This window comes from Mycobacterium sp. Dal123C01 (genome assembly GCF_052566995.1).
Map to the genome: position 1 here is coordinate 4,672,357 of NZ_CP199580.1, position 14,691 is coordinate 4,687,047.

The 14,691-nt window shown below is 64.3% G+C and carries 13 protein-coding genes; 3 read left to right on the forward strand and 10 right to left on the reverse strand.

The annotated features are described in order from the left end of the window. The 5 genes from ACTXG5_RS21820 to uvrC all read right to left on the reverse strand — a co-directional run bounded on the left by ACTXG5_RS21820 (position 1) and on the right by uvrC (position 6,430). Positions 1-1,389 carry a WS/DGAT/MGAT family O-acyltransferase gene (locus tag ACTXG5_RS21820; RefSeq protein ID WP_445160773.1) on the reverse strand — a complete coding sequence of 463 codons (1,389 nt, stop codon included), beginning with the start codon at positions 1,387-1,389 and terminating at the stop codon, positions 1-3. Positions 1,390-1,483: 94 nt separating this feature from the next. Then, complete coding sequence (gene whiA, locus ACTXG5_RS21825; RefSeq protein WP_445164536.1) at positions 1,484-2,461, reverse strand: DNA-binding protein WhiA; 978 nt, start codon at positions 2,459-2,461, stop codon at positions 1,484-1,486. Then, positions 2,458-3,534, reverse strand: a complete 1,077-nt coding sequence (yvcK, locus tag ACTXG5_RS21830) for a uridine diphosphate-N-acetylglucosamine-binding protein YvcK (protein ID WP_445160774.1) — start codon at positions 3,532-3,534, stop codon at positions 2,458-2,460. Before yvcK ends, whiA begins: the two co-directional genes overlap by 4 nt. Next, a complete protein-coding gene (gene rapZ / locus ACTXG5_RS21835) occupies positions 3,531-4,478 on the reverse strand; it encodes an RNase adapter RapZ (RefSeq protein ID WP_445160775.1) in 948 nt (315 codons plus the stop codon). The genes yvcK and rapZ overlap by 4 nt, the downstream gene beginning before the upstream one ends. Next, positions 4,475-6,430 (reverse strand): excinuclease ABC subunit UvrC, encoded by a 1,956-nt coding sequence (gene uvrC / locus ACTXG5_RS21840; protein WP_445160776.1) that lies wholly within the window; start codon positions 6,428-6,430, stop codon positions 4,475-4,477. The genes rapZ and uvrC overlap by 4 nt, the downstream gene beginning before the upstream one ends. Positions 6,431-6,605: 175 nt before the next feature. Here uvrC and ACTXG5_RS21845 point away from each other — a divergent pair, with 175 nt between their 5' ends. Continuing rightward, positions 6,606-6,944 (forward strand): hemophore-related protein, encoded by a 339-nt coding sequence (locus ACTXG5_RS21845; protein WP_445160777.1) that lies wholly within the window; start codon positions 6,606-6,608, stop codon positions 6,942-6,944. A gap of 8 nt (positions 6,945-6,952) precedes the next feature. On the opposite strand, the gene ACTXG5_RS21850 is transcribed toward ACTXG5_RS21845, so the two are convergent. The 5 genes from ACTXG5_RS21850 to ACTXG5_RS21870 all read right to left on the reverse strand — a co-directional run bounded on the left by ACTXG5_RS21850 (position 6,953) and on the right by ACTXG5_RS21870 (position 10,610). Further along, positions 6,953-7,636 carry a hypothetical protein gene (locus ACTXG5_RS21850; protein WP_445160778.1) on the reverse strand — a complete coding sequence of 228 codons (684 nt, stop codon included), beginning with the start codon at positions 7,634-7,636 and terminating at the stop codon, positions 6,953-6,955. Between the two features lie 36 nt (positions 7,637-7,672). Continuing rightward, positions 7,673-8,134 carry a PH domain-containing protein gene (locus ACTXG5_RS21855; protein ID WP_445164537.1) on the reverse strand — a complete coding sequence of 154 codons (462 nt, stop codon included), beginning with the start codon at positions 8,132-8,134 and terminating at the stop codon, positions 7,673-7,675. 5 nt (positions 8,135-8,139) lie between these two features. Further along, positions 8,140-8,619 (reverse strand): 6,7-dimethyl-8-ribityllumazine synthase, encoded by a 480-nt coding sequence (gene ribH / locus ACTXG5_RS21860; RefSeq protein ID WP_445160779.1) that lies wholly within the window; start codon positions 8,617-8,619, stop codon positions 8,140-8,142. Continuing rightward, a complete protein-coding gene (locus ACTXG5_RS21865) occupies positions 8,616-9,893 on the reverse strand; it encodes a bifunctional 3,4-dihydroxy-2-butanone-4-phosphate synthase/GTP cyclohydrolase II (protein WP_445160780.1) in 1,278 nt (425 codons plus the stop codon). Before ACTXG5_RS21865 ends, ribH begins: the two co-directional genes overlap by 4 nt. A gap of 354 nt (positions 9,894-10,247) precedes the next feature. Then, on the reverse strand, positions 10,248-10,610 hold the full coding sequence (locus ACTXG5_RS21870; protein ID WP_445160781.1) for a hypothetical protein: 363 nt from the start codon (positions 10,608-10,610) through the stop codon (positions 10,248-10,250). An 806-nt stretch (positions 10,611-11,416) separates the two neighbouring features. On the opposite strand from ACTXG5_RS21870, the gene ACTXG5_RS21875 reads away from it, so the two are divergent. Further along, on the forward strand, positions 11,417-12,421 hold the full coding sequence (locus tag ACTXG5_RS21875; protein WP_445160782.1) for a methyltransferase: 1,005 nt from the start codon (positions 11,417-11,419) through the stop codon (positions 12,419-12,421). Between the two features lie 229 nt (positions 12,422-12,650). After that, positions 12,651-14,588: a TIM barrel protein gene (locus ACTXG5_RS21880; RefSeq protein ID WP_445164538.1), complete on the forward strand. Its 1,938-nt coding sequence runs from the start codon at positions 12,651-12,653 to the stop codon at positions 14,586-14,588. Positions 14,589-14,691 lie beyond the last annotated feature (103 nt).

Consider the following 14,691-nt stretch of genomic DNA (forward strand, 5'->3'; position numbering starts at 1 on the left):
CTAGGCCAGCTCCATCGCTTTCTCGAGTTCGACCAGCGCCGCTTCGATCGCATCGGCCATGTCGTCGATGTCGTTGGCAATCTCCGGCGTGGTCACGAAACCGAAGTCCAGCGAGTCCTGGTAGGAGAAGCAGGTGATGTTCAGGGCGACGTCCATGACCGGCGGGCCCAGCGGCACCAGCGATTCCAGCTTGGCGCCGGCCATGTACAACGGCATCGGCGGACCGGGCACATTCGACACCACGAGATTTATCGGAGCCAGATTTCGCGACAATCCGCTGGCGGTATAGGCGCGCGCGGCCAGCTGCAGCAGCCCGGGCGGGGTGGTCTCGGTGAGCCCCATGATCTGATGCGCCGACAGCGCCTTGGCCATTTCCTTGGCGCTCTGCGTGCTGTCATGAATGGCCCGCAGCCGCTCGGCGGGGTCGTCGATATCGGTGGCAAGCGATGCCGTCATCGAACTGATCTGGTTCCCGACGTCGCTCTGGTTGTCGTCGGTCCGGGTGGAAACCGGGATCTGCGCGATCAGCGGTTTGACCGGCAGCTCGCCGCGCTTCTGCAGGTATTCGCGGGCGGCGCCGGCCACTAGTGCCAGCACCACGTCGTTGAGCTTGACACCGTAGGCGTCCTTGACGGCCTTGGCGCGGGCCAACTCGACCCGGCAACCGGTGACCCGCCGGTGCGGCGAGACGGGTGCGTTGAACCGGGTCTTGGGCGCGTCGAAGTATCGCGCCGGCTTGCTGCTGACGCCCAGTGCGGCGACCTGTTGGCGCAGCGTTTGCTCCACCAGCCGGGCGATCCGGAAGGGCGTCTTGACGCCGAGGTTGATCAGCGCGCCGATTGCGCGCCGTTCCAGGCCGGGAATTTGAAGTCCGACCAGCGATCCCACCGTCTCCTGTTGCGGCGGGCGGGGTTCCGGCGTGACGTCCAACAGGATTTCGCCCAGACCGGCTCCGGAGACCCCGTCGACGATGGCGTGATGCATCTTGGTCAACGTTGCCACCCGGCCGCCCTCGACGCCCTCGATCACCCAGAGCTCCCACAGCGGGCGGGCACGGTCCAGCTTGTAGGACATCAGCCGGCCGACCAGCTCTTCGAGTTCGCGGCGGCCCCCGGGACCGGGAACGCCGATGCGACGCAGGTGGAAGTCGATGTCGAGGTCCTCGTCTTCGACGAACCACGGCCGGTCCAACCCGAGCGGCGCTCCGGTGACCCGCCAGCGCAGCTGCGGCAACTCGGGCAGCCGCTCGATGAGCAGTTCGCGAAGCCGCTGGAAGCTGTAGTCCGGCGCGTCGCGGGTATCGCAGAGCGCCAGTGCACCCACATGCATATGCCAGCCCGCAGTTTCTGCAGACCAAAACGCCGCGTCGACGCTCGAAAGCCGTTTCATGCGATGACCGTAGTCCTCGCCAGCAAATCCCGTCGAGCTATCCGCAACAATCCCTCCACGCGCCCCCCATATGGTTCCCCCCGCCGCGACGCGGCTAGGCGTCCTCCAACAGATCTGGCGTCACTGCCGATTCGGTGTCGGGGATGCCTTCGACCTTCGCCTTGCGGTCGGCCATCGACAGCAATCGCCGAATACGGCCCGCCACAGCATCTTTCGTCATCACAGGTTCGGCAAGCCGGCCCAGCTCCTCCAGCGAAGCCTGCCGGTGTTCCACGCGCAACTTACCGGCCGTGGCCAGATGGTCGGGGACGGTGTCGCCGAGTATCTCCAGCGCCCGCTCCACCCGGGCGGCCGCCGCGACCGCGGCCCGGGCCGAGCGGCGCAAATTGGCGTCGTCGAAATTGGCGAGCCGGTTGGCCGTCGCCCGCACCTCGCGACGCATCCGGCGTTCCTCCCAGACCAGCCGGGTGTCCTGGGCGCCCATCCTGGTCAGCAACGCACCGATGGCCTCGCCGTCGCGCACCACCACGCGATCGGCGCCACGCACCTCGCGGGCCTTGGCGCTGACCCCGAGCCGGCGGGCCGCGCCCACCAAGGCCAGGGCCGCCTCCGGGCCGGGGCAGCTGACCTCCAACGCCGACGAACGTCCGGGCTCAGTCAGCGACCCGTGCGCCAAAAAGGCCCCCCGCCACGCGGCTTCGGCATCGCCGATACTGCCCCCGACGACCTGAGCCGGCAGACCGCGCACCGGACGGCCCCGCATGTCGAGCAGCCCGGTCTGACGCGCCAGCGCCTCGCCGTCGTTGGCCACCCGCAGCACATACCGGGTGCTCTTGCGAATCCCACTGGCCGACAACACATGCACGACCGCGTTGTAGCCGTAGAGGTCGAAGATGTCCTTGCGCAGGCGGCGCGCGATGTTGCCGAGGTCCACCTCGGCTTCAACGACCACGCGGCCACCCACGATGTGCAGCCCGCCGGCAAACCTCAGCAAGGAGGTGACTTCCGCTCGACGCGCGCTGACCGATTTCACTACCAAGCGGCTCAGTTCGTCCTTGACTTCGGTCGTCATCGCCACGCGTCGTCACCCCTTGGTCCGCTGCCAGCCGGTCCGTTCACGCCCGTCGGTGGACTTTCACCGTCGACCCGAATCTCTGCGGTGGCCTTCGCCGAAGGCGCAGCCGGACCCGGGCGGCCCGTTCGGACGCCGTCCAGCGCCGCCGCAAGCTTGCCCGGATCATGTAAAGGTGTACCAGGTCGGGCCACGTCGGCGAAGTGGACGTCGGCCTTTAGCAGCGTCGCGGTGCGGCGCAGTTGCTCGCGTTCCCGCTCACTCGGCACTCGATCGGCGTCGATGACGATGTCGTGGACGGTGAAGCCGGGTGCATGTTGGGCCAACACATGCAGATGACGCTCCACCGAGAAACCGGCCGTCTCCCCCGGCTCGGCCACCAAGTTGAGCACCAGGGCACGGCGGGCCGTGGTGGCCTGCAGCGCCGCGGCCAGCTCCGGGACCAGCACATGCGGGATCACACTGGTGAACCACGACCCGGGCCCCAGCACCACCAGATCGGCGGCCATGATCGCGTCGACGGCCTGTCGGGTGGCCGGCGGATCCGGCGGCATCAGCCGCACCCGTCGCACCTTGCCCGGTGTGCTCGCGATGGCGACCTGACCTCGGATCAGCCGGAATATCCGCGGGTCGGCCTCCAGGCCGGACACGTCGGCCTCGATCTGCAGCGCGATCGGGCACATCGGCAGCACCCGGCCTTTGACGCCGAGGATGCGCCCCAGCTCGTCGAGGGCGGCGACCGGATCGGCCAGCACCTCGGACAGGCCGGCCAGCAACAGGTTGCCGATCGGATGTCCGGCCAGGGCCCCACTGCCGCCGAACCGGTGCTGCAGGATGGTCGCCCACAGTTGCCCGTATGGGCTATCAGATGCCAACGCCGCCAACGCCATTCGCAGATCACCCGGCGGCACCACGTCCAATTCGCTGCGCAGCCGGCCCGACGAGCCACCGTCGTCGGCGACCGTGACCACGGCGGTGACGTAGGGGGTCAGCCGGCGCGCCGCGGACAGCGTCGCGTACAGGCCGTGTCCGCCGCCCAGCGCGACGATGCCCTCGCTATGTGGTGCGCTCATTCGCGGCCCAGATCCCGGTGCAGCACCCGCACCGACAGTCGTTCATCGGCTCGCAGCAACTGCATCAATGCCTCGGCGATCGCGACGCTGCGGTGTTTGCCGCCGGTGCAGCCGATCGCGACCGTCATGTAGCGCTTGCCCTCCCGCCGGTAGCCGTCGACAACCAGAGACAGCAATCGATGGTAGGTGTCGAGGAACTCCGCCGCGCCCGGTTGGCCCACCACGTAATCGCGCACCGCCGGATGTTGCCCGGTGAGTGGGCGCAACTCGTCGACCCAGTGCGGGTTCGGCAGGAATCGCACGTCCATGACCATGTCGGCGTCCATCGGCAGGCCGTACTTGAAGCCGAATGACTCGACGGTGACGCTCGTCGACGTGCTCGCCTCACCACCGAACGCGCGCTCGATGCTTTCCCGCAGGCCCCGTACCGACAGCGTGGAGGTGTCGATGATCAGGTCCGCGGTGGCGCGAACCGGTGCCAGCATCCTGCGCTCGGCCGCAATGCCCTCGGCCAGCGTCTGCTGGCCCTGCAGTGGGTGGCTGCGGCGGTTCTGTTCGTAGCGGCGCACCAGCATGTCATCGGATGCTTCCATGAACACCACCCGCGGGCTGATATTGCGGGTGGCCAGTTCGTTGCGTACCTCATCGAGGTCGCCGGTGAATCCGCGGGACCGGACGTCCATCACCACGGCGAGCTTGGTGATCCGCGATCCGGCGGCCAGTCCGAAATCCACCATCCGGGTGATCAGCTGGGGTGGCAGGTTGTCGGCGACATACCAGCCGAGGTCCTCGAGCACCTTGGCCGCTGTCCCCCGCCCGGCCCCTGACAACCCGGTGACCAGAACGACGTCGATCCCGGCGGCGTCGTCACCCGGGTGGCCGCCGGCCAACTCCGCGCGCACCGGGCCGGGCCGCTGTTCGCTGTCCCCAATTTGACTCGTCATGCCGAGGCTCCAGGCTGCTCGGGTCGCAACGCCTCGAGGACGGCCGTGGCCGTTGCCACGCCGATACCCGGAACGGCCGTGATCTGGTCGACGGTGGCCTCCTTGAGGCGGGCTATCGATCCGAAGTGGGTCACCAGCGCCTTGCGGCGATGTTCTCCTAATCCTGGCACCGAATCCAGCGCCGACGCAGTCATTCGCTTGGATCGCTTGCTGCGATGGTAGGTGATCGCGAACCGGTGCGCCTCGTCGCGCACGCGCTGCAGCAAATACAGACCCTCGCTGTTGCGCGGCAGGATGATGGGATCCGGCTCCGACGGCACCCACACCTCTTCCAGCCGCTTGGCCAGACCGATCACCGCGACATCGGTGACGCCGAGCTCCTCGAGAACGGCGCTGGCCGCGTTGACTTGCGGGGCGCCGCCGTCGACGACGTACAGATTGGGCGGGTAGGCGAACCGGCGCGATTTACCTTCCGGGGAAAGCATATTCGGGTCGGTCTGGTCGCTGAGGTGCCGCAGGAAGCGGCGGCGGGTCACCTCGGCGATGGAAGCGACGTCGTCGGAGCGTCCTTGCCCGGCGGCCTCCCGGATGCCGAAGTGCCGGTAGTCCGACTTGCGGGGCAGGGCGTCCTCGAACACCACCAGCGAGCCGACCACATCGGTGCCCTGTACGTGGCTGACGTCGACACACTCGATCCGCAACGGCGCATCCGCCAACCCCAGAGCGTCCTGAATGTTCTGCAGCGCTGCGGATCTGGCGTTGAAGTCACCGGCCCGTCTCAGCTTATGTTGCTGCAGCGCTTCTTTCGCGTTGCGCTGCACGGTCTCGGCCAGCGCCCGTTTGTCCCCGCGGCGCGGCACCCGCAGCGCGACCCGGGACCCGCGCAGCCCGGACAGCCAGTTCGCCAACTCCTCGGCGTTGGACGGTAGACATGGCACCAGTACCTCACGGGGAACGGGGTTGGTGGACTCGTCAGTGGCTTCTTTCAAGGCACCGCCCAGCTCCGCCTGCTCGCCGTAGAACTGCGTCAGGAACTGCTCAACCAACAGCTCTTCTCCGGAATCGCCTGCCTCTGCGGCCTTTTCGACAATCCACCCGCGCTGGCCGCGGACCCGGCCGCCGCGGACGTGAAACACCTGCACCGCCGCCTCGAGGTCGTCGTCGGCGAACGCCACCACATCGGCATCGGTGCCGTCGCCGAGCACCACGGCCTGTTTCTCCATCGCCCGCTTGACCGCGCCGAGGTCGTCCCGAAGCCGCGCTGCCCGTTCGAAATCGAGTTGGTCGGACGCGGCGTGCATCTGCTGTTCCAGCTCGCGGGCGAACCGGTCTGTCCTGCCGGACAGGAAGTCGCAGAAATCGGTGACGATCTGGCGATGTTGCTCGGGGCTGACCCTGCCGATGCAGGGCGCCGAGCATTTGTCGATGTAGCCGAGCAGACACGGACGGTCGATCTGCTTGTGCCGCTTGAACACTCCCGCGGAACAGGTTCGCGCGGGAAACACCCGGGTGAGCAGATCCAGCGTCTCCCGGATCGCCCACGCGTGTGAATACGGGCCGAAATAGCGCACACCCTTGCGCCGCGGCCCGCGATAGACCATCAGCCTGGGGAATTCCTCGTTGAGGGTGACGGCCAGCACCGGATAGGACTTGTCGTCGCGGTAGCGGACATTGAAACGTGGATCGAACTCCTTGATCCAGTTGTATTCCAGCTGCAACGCCTCGACTTCGGTGTTCACCACCGTCCACTCGACCTTGGCCGCGGTGGTCACCATCTGCCGCGTGCGCGGGTGCAGACTCGCGACGTCGGCGAAGTAGGACGTCAGCCGGCTGCGCAGGCTCTTGGCCTTGCCGACGTAGATCACCCGCCCGTGTGAGTCCCGGAATCGGTAGACGCCGGGCTCGACCGGAATGGATCCGGGAGCGGGACGATACGTCGCGGGATCTGCCACGTATCCAGGCTAGTAGCCGCGAAACGGGAGGTGTCCGATCGGGATCGCGTGGCCGAAATTGCCCGCCTTTCGCTCGCCGCGAACGAGCCCGACGGTTTGGGCAGCCTCCGTTCGGGCTAAGCACCGGGTTAGCTGGGGGGCTAGAGTGAGTGCAACAGTTGGAGGGAGTCTTTACATGAGCAAACGACCATTGACCGGGCTGGCCGTGGGGGTTGGCTGTCTGGCATTGTCGTTGACCGCCGGAGTGGGGGTCGCATCAGCTACTCCCGATATCGGCCCCATGGTCAACACGACCTGCACGTATGACCAGGCGATGCGAGCAGTGCACGCGGAAAACCCGATGGCCGCGCAGTACCTCGACCAGTCGCCGCCCAACCTGCAATTTCTGCAGACGTTCATGGCTTCGTCGCCGGACCAGCGGGTGAATCTGCTCAAGGCGATCCAGAACAACCCGGGAGCAGACCAAGCGTTCCCGATCTTCAAGCAGATGATGACCGACTGCAAGAACTACTGAGCAAACTGTCAGGCCGTTCGGCTGTCTAGCTGCGCCCTTCTTTTCGACGCCCAGTCCGCCATTGGGAATCCGGGTTTGAAGTCGCAGAGCGACAGCATCAGGGCTGTGCGCGCCAGCACGGCCAGCCCGTAGTCACAGGTCCAGTCCGGGGCGGTCATGGTCCACACCAAGACACCGTCCGAGGGTGTGCCGAAGTAACTGAGCCGCATCGGCCGGGAGTCCCCGAGCGGGGCATGACCGACGGCGTCGCCGTGGCACTTCGACACGGCGCCGAAGCCCTTCCACACCACATCGTGGGTGTTCAAGCTTTTGTCGTAGACGTCGATCGATTCGGCATAGAGGGCCTGGCCGTCGACCCGGTATCCCGATTCGGCGTGATCCGATGAGCGGGCCGGTCGCAGTGGCGAACCTTTGAACAACAGGGCGGCAGTGCAATCCGGTGGTTGCACGCTGGTGAAGTAGCTGTCGCCCACCGAGACCGCAGTCGCCCGACCCGCCGGGGTGGGATCCCCGTCCTGCAGCAGCAAGTCGCGCGCCGCAATCCGCGCGGGCGCTGGTGAGCCGGACGTCGAACCTCCGGCCGGAGACTGTCCGGGAGCTCGGATCGCCCGGCCGCTGACCGAAGTGGTGCACGCACACAGCATCAACGCGACCAGGACCGATCCGACCGCTGCCCCCAATTGCCGTGCCATCGGGCGATCGTACGGCAATGTCGTCGCCCTCGGTGTTCAGCGCGTCCGCGGATCAGGCCGATACCGGGCCAGCAGCGACCGCACGGTATCCATGGCATCCACGGCCCGGTCTTTATCGACGGCCTGGATCGCCATCAGCGGGATGTACTCGTCATCGGGTAGATCGATACGCGCCCAGCGACTGCCCGCAGGAAAGGACACGTCGACCACCTCCGGCCATGGAACCAGCCGGTCTCCCAACAGGTTTCGCACCGAAAGGCCGGCCGCCCCCACCCGCAGCCTGGGCCGGGCGAACAACAGGACGAGGCCGGCAATGACCAGCCCCAGAATGGCCATCGCCACCTGGTCGGCGGTTTGGAAGATCACGCCGCTAGAGCTGACCTTCAGCAGCAAGCCGATCGCGATGTGCGCCGCGGCGATCAGAAACGCCGCACCGTAAGCAAAAAGCGGCGTCCAGTGCGGACGCAGTTCGACATCCCATTCCTCGCGGGACGACAGCCGAGTCACGACCGAGCGCGCAAGTCACGCAAGGTCAGTGCGGCGGTCAGTGCGGCCCCGGCGGCCTGGGCGCCCTTGTCCTCGGCGGACGTCGGGAGCCCGGCCCGCTCCAGGGCCTGTTCCTCGGTGTTGGTCGTCAGTATTCCATTGCCGACTGGCGTCGAAGAGTCCAACGAGACCCGAGTCAGACCCTGGGTTACCGCGTCGCAAACATACTCGAAATGTGGCGTCGCACCACGGATCACAACACCGAGGGCGATGACGGCGTCGTGGTTGCGGGCGAGTTCCTGGGCCACCACCGGAATCTCGATCGCGCCGTGTACCCGGACCACCGTCGGGCTGTCGATGCCCGACGCGGCGGCCGCTTTCTGGGCGCCGGCCAGCAGCGCGTCGCAGATTGTGCTGTGCCAGGTGCTCGCAACAATGCCGAGCCGTACACCCGACGCATCCAGCACCGCGACCTGCGGTTCACCGGATCCACTCACAAAGCACCACCGAATTCGCCTGGCAGATGGACGGATTCATGGAAGTCGTCGAGCCCGGCCAAATCGTGTCCCATCCTGTCCCGCTTGGTCATCAGGTAGCGGATGTTCTCCGCGTTGGCCCGCACCGGAAGAGAGACGCGCTCGATGATGTGCAGTCCGTAGCCGTCCAGGCCGACCCGTTTGGCCGGATTGTTGGTCAGCAGCCGCATCGAGCGTACTCCGAGGTCCCCGAGGATCTGTGCGCCGATTCCGTAATCCCTTGCATCGGCCGGTAATCCGAGCTTGAGGTTGGCGTCGACAGTGTCATGGCCGGCGTCTTGCAGCTGATAGGCCTGCAGCTTGTGCATCAGGCCGATGCCGCGGCCCTCGTGGCCGCGCATGTACAGCACCACCCCGCGGCCCTCCCGCGCGACCATGGCCATCGCGGCGTCGAGCTGAGGTCCGCAGTCGCACCGGCGCGAGCCGAACACATCACCCGTCAAGCACTCCGAGTGCACGCGCACCAACACGTCGTCGCCCTCGCCGCTCGGCCCGGCAATGTCGCCGCGGACCAGCGCAACATGTTCGACGTCCTCGTAGATGCTCGCGTAACCGATGGCACGAAACTCCCCGTGCCGGGTAGGGATGCGCGCTTCGGCGATCCGCTCGACGTGCTTCTCGTGCTTGCGCCGCCATTCGATGATGTCGGCGATGGTGATCAGCGCGAGATCGTGCTCGTCGGCGAAGACCCGCAGTTCATCGGTCTGGGCCATCGCGCCCTCGTCCTTTTGGCTGACGATCTCGCAGATCGCACCCGCGGGTTGCAGGCCCGCCATCCGGGCCAAGTCGACGGCGGCCTCGGTGTGGCCCGGCCGGCGCAGGACGCCGCCGTCTTTGGCGCGCAACGGAACCACGTGACCTGGGCGGGTGAAATCGTTGGCAATACTGGCGGGATCGGACAAAAGCCGCATCGTGGTAGCGCGGTCGGACGCCGAAATCCCGGTACCGACACCAAGTCTTGCATCGACGGTGACCGTGTAGGCGGTCCCGTGCTTGTCCTGGTTGACCGCGTACATCGGCAGCAAGCCCAGCCGGTCGCAGATCGCTCCGTCCAGGGGGACACACAGGTAACCCGAGGTGTAGCGCACCATGAAAGCCACCATCTCCGGCGTCGCCTTCTCGGCGGCGAAGATCAGATCGCCCTCGTTCTCGCGCTCCTCGTCATCGATGACGACCACAGCCTTACCGGCGGCAATGTCGGCAACCGCTCTCTCGACGGAGTCCAACCTCGTCATCTGCGCTGCCTTGCTGTCGTACCGAGCAATACGCGAAGCCCGCGCATTCCTTCAAGTATGAACCACGGGGGGCGCACGGATATTGCCTGGCTTTGCGCACCACTTTGATGGTGACGGCGCGGATTCGCGGGACGTTCATCGCAGCACGGCTGTGCATGCCCGGCCAGCTGGGCCGTCGCCCCGTCATCGCTGGTCAGCGCCGGTGGCGACGTGGGGGAATCGGTGGCGGTGTGTGATGATTCTTACGGAGAATTTTTAACGCATGAAGATCGATATGCCCCGCCGTACTGGAACTACGGAATGTGGGTCTCGCGGTCAGCAGCCCGGGCCGGCTAACCGGCCCGCCAGGGCTTGCTACACGCTTCGCCTGATGGGCATCTGGATTACCTGACCGCCACCACAACCACCCGCGTAGTGGGCCAGCCACCTGCCGACCGAGCCACCGACCTCGATGTAGTGCGTCCACTTGCTGACCGCGGCAGTGGCGGCTGGGTAAGTGGAAAACCGTCCCAGCGAGACGTCGCGCTCATCGTCACCGATCAGCTCGTAACTCGTGTAGTCGCGCGCCCGGTGCTCGATGATCGTCAGCGTTGTGTCGTTGACTTCCTTGCTCCACACCGGTCGCGATTGCGCTTCTGGCTTGCGGCCGGCCAATGTGGCTACCGCTTCAAATGCGAGGTCTTCGTATACGGCCTCTGCCAACCTCTCGACGGACATAAGTGCTGCTCCTTCGCTTGGTTAGGGCGGCCGGCCTATGCGATCGAGTATGAACCTGCGAAGGGCTGCGTGGTGGTTTAGAACAGGCGTGTCGCCATGGTGTAGTGCGATTGTGACTATTGTTATCAAAATGTGACCTTCGGAAGACAAAGCGCATCGACAGGCTGATGGAGCACGCTGCTGTCGCCGTATGCGAGGCAGCTACGTGTGATCGACGATCGCAGTGCGGCCAGCGTGCCGAGGCCCAGGTCGCACCACCACCCGCCCAAGGTGCACGGTGGCACAGCGCAAACAGGGCATTGCGACCCGCGCCGCCAGCCGGTAGCCGACCGCCGGAAGTTCGGTCAACGCTCACATCAAGCACGTCTTACCTACCGAAACAACACGACCTCCAAACGCCGACCACCAGCGAGTGCCGTCAAAAGACTAGCGGTGATGTCACTACGCCCCCGAGTGGCGGAGGCTCGGGGCGCGCTCGATAATCGTTATTAGCCAACAGATTCGATGAGTTGGCGGTAGTAAACGCCGTCCTGGGCAGGGATTGCCTCAGATTCGATGAGTTGGCGGTAGTAAACGCCGTCCTGGGCAGGGATTGCCTCAGGACTGATTTGAAGCATCGTTCCAGCAATTACCTGAAACCTGTTGCTCAGAAAGCTCGTAGCGCTCAGCAGAGGCTGATTTGATCCCTGCTGAAAGTATCTCGATGGGAGTCTCCGATGTGACGTGTGATCGTACGAGTAGCAATCGCGCAGCGAAACTGGCTACACATTGAGGGAAAACGATCTACTACAACGGAGAGATTACGCGTGAAGTCGCAGACAACCGAGCTTGACCATCCCGCCCATCGATTGCTGGAAGTAATGAGCGGCGCGTGGGCAACGCAGGCGGTCGCCGTAGCGAGCGAATTACGCCTAGCCGACCACATTGCTCAAGGGGTGCCGACGGAGGAACTGGCGGAGCGGGTCGGGGCCGACCACGCTACATTGCGCCGTTTGATGCGTTACCTCGCAAGTGTGGGTGTGCTTAGGACGATTGGTGACCGCTTCGAGCTAACTGAGGTGGGACAGTGGCTACGAAGCGACATACCGAACTCAATGCGCCCACTGGCGTCGTTGTACGGCGGCACCTTCTATGAGTCGTTCAAACACCTGGGACGTGCCGTGCGGACAGGACAGGACTCTTTTGCATACGCGTTCGGCCAAGGTCATTTCGACTACTTCGCGCAAAGACCTGAACTCGAGTTCAATGCGGCGATGGCCGCCAGCGCCGCGGCATTGAAAGGAGTGGCCGAGCTAGTGGATCTTGCCCGTGCCCGTTTGGTCATCGACGTGGGTGGGGGCAACGGGGAGTTGCTCAAACAAATCCTGCACGCAGCGCCCCATGCGAGAGGTGTGTTGTACGAGCGCCCGAATGCGCTGGCCGCGGCAGAAGTCAACCTCGGCGAATATGTCGAGCGATGCGACCTCGTCGCAGGGGACTTCACCAGCAGCGTACCGCCCGGGGGCGACGTATATCTGCTCTCGCGCGTGCTGCATGACTGGGATGACCAGCAGTGCAAGGCAATTTTGAGACGGTGTTCAGACTCGATGACGCTTGGCGCGCAATTGCTAGTTATCGAACGCCTGCTGCCTGAGGATGATGCACCATCACTGGCTGCGGCGTGGGATATCCATATGCTTTGCAACGTCGGCGGCCAAGAGCGAACGGTCGCGCACTACCAACGTTTACTCAACGAAGCGGGTTTCACGTTGTGCGACCGGCACCATCTGCCGCTCGAATTTGCGGTGCTATGCGCAACGAAGACCGCATGACCAGGTGCGCGCGCCAGCCCCAGCAACAGTCGACTTGCTTGCAACCACTCCCCGGACTACACCATGCCGCCGGATCGGCAATCGGTGACCCGCGATACCGCACGGATCTCAACGCTAGCGACACAGTCGTCAGCGTCAACGACATGGACCCACGTAAGGGGGACCAATGAAAACAAACGCTTTTCGCGATAGCAGTGGCGAATCGCACAAGAGCAAGAGCGCTTCGCCCATGGCATGGTCCTGGCAGTCAGCAATCAAGACATCGATGGCAACGGTCTGTCTCAGCGGGTCTCTCGAGGACAAGATGTTAGCGATCGCCGAAGCCGGATTTGATGGCTTCGAACTACTCGAATCCGACCTGATCAGTTGCCCACTCGCGCCGCGACGCCTCGCACGATGGGTCCACGAACTCGAACTCGCCATCGATCTATATCAACCCTTTCGCGACCTCGACTCGGCCGACGCAGATCAATTCGCACGCAAACTTACTCGCGCGCAGCGCAAATTCGACATCATGGAAGAGCTCGGCGTCCAGACATTGCTGGTTTGCTCGTCGACCCTCCCGTCTGCAGTGTGTGAAGACACCATGCTCATCGAGCAACTCGGCGCGGCCGCCGAGCTGGCACACCAACACGGCATCAAACTTGCCTACGAGGCACTGGCTTGGGCTACCCATGTGAATCGCTATGGTCATGCATGGAACATCGTGCGGCAAGTCAACCATCCCGCGCTGGGCCTGTGCCTGGACAGCTTTCACATCCTCTCTCGCGGTGAGGACCCCTCCGGCATCGCCGGCATTCCCGGCGAGAAGATCTTCCACGTCCAGCTGGCCGATGCTCCGCTATTGCCAATGGGCACACTCCAGTGGAGTCGTCATCACCGATGCTTCCCCGGACAAGGCGACTTCGACCTGACAACATTCTGCACGTACCTTCTCGAATCCGGATACGACGGACCTTGGTCGTTAGAGATCTTCAACGACGTATTCCGTCACAGCCCTGCGGCACCCACGGCACGGGATGGGCATCGTTCACTGTTATACCTGCAGGAACAAGTTGCCGACGCCTACTCTCACCCGTTACCGAAATTTTTCTCTTCACCACCCAACCCCCGCCCGGCAGCAGACGCGTTCTGTCTACAGCTATCCGCAGGAACTGCTCATGCGCCGGCCCTGGGGGCGACGATGCGTCACCTCGGGTTCAAGCTCGTCGCAGCGCAAGGCGAACACAGCCAACAGCTGCTTACCCATGGTCCGCTGAATGTCATCATCGACCCAGGAACCCCTCCCACCTGCCACCCCGCTTCGATGACGCCCTCACACCCACCTGCCTTGGCCTGCATAGGAATTCGTAGCGACACGCCAGCGAATTGGAAGAGCCGAGCAATCGCTTTCGGCCTGCCCACCACTAGCGTCAACGTAACGACAGCTCAAGGCAGTGTCGACGTCGTTCGAGTTGGACTCACCGATGAGGCATCACTTGATCTGCACCCACGCGCGTGCACTGCGGCGTGGGCGCCAACATTCGAACTTGTTCCGCGGGCCGAAATAACAGATCATGAAACGTTTCTCACCCACATAGACCACGTGGTCCTGCCGGTCCCTGAAGACAGGTGGGCAAGCGTGACGCTACTCCTGCGGTCGGTGTTCGGAATGCGTGCTCATAAAGTCGAAGATGTCGTCGACGCCATGGGCCTGACACGCAGCCGCGCGTTTACCGTGGACAGCCAGCATGCAGGCATTCTACGCGTGGTACTTAACACGGTGCCAGGCACAATCTCAACCCCAGACACACAGCCGCCAAGGAGAGTCGGCGGTGTCGGACATATCGCCTTCGGCACCAGCGATATTTTCATCGCAGCAAAATACCTGAGAGGACGCGGCTTTGATCCCATGCCAATACCCGTGAACTATTACGACGACCTGGACACACGCGTCGCCCTTGACCCATCATGGCTAAACATGATGCGCCGCTACAGTGTTCTGTACGAAACTGACGGCATGGGCGGCGAGTATTACCATTTCTTCACACCCGCGATCGCCAACGGCATCTTCTTCGAGGTTGTCCAGCGCACCGGCGGGTATAGCGGGTACTGCGAAGCCAACTCAGCCGTAAGGCTAAGCGCCCAACGTACATTCGAATCGCTCAGCGATCCCGTCACCACATGAATGAAGCTGTGCGCGCTGCCAATCAACCCAACATTGTTGCGGTGGAGTTGGAGTGCTTTGCATCTTGGTAGATGCTTGCGCGCTCCCAGACCACCCGCAGGAG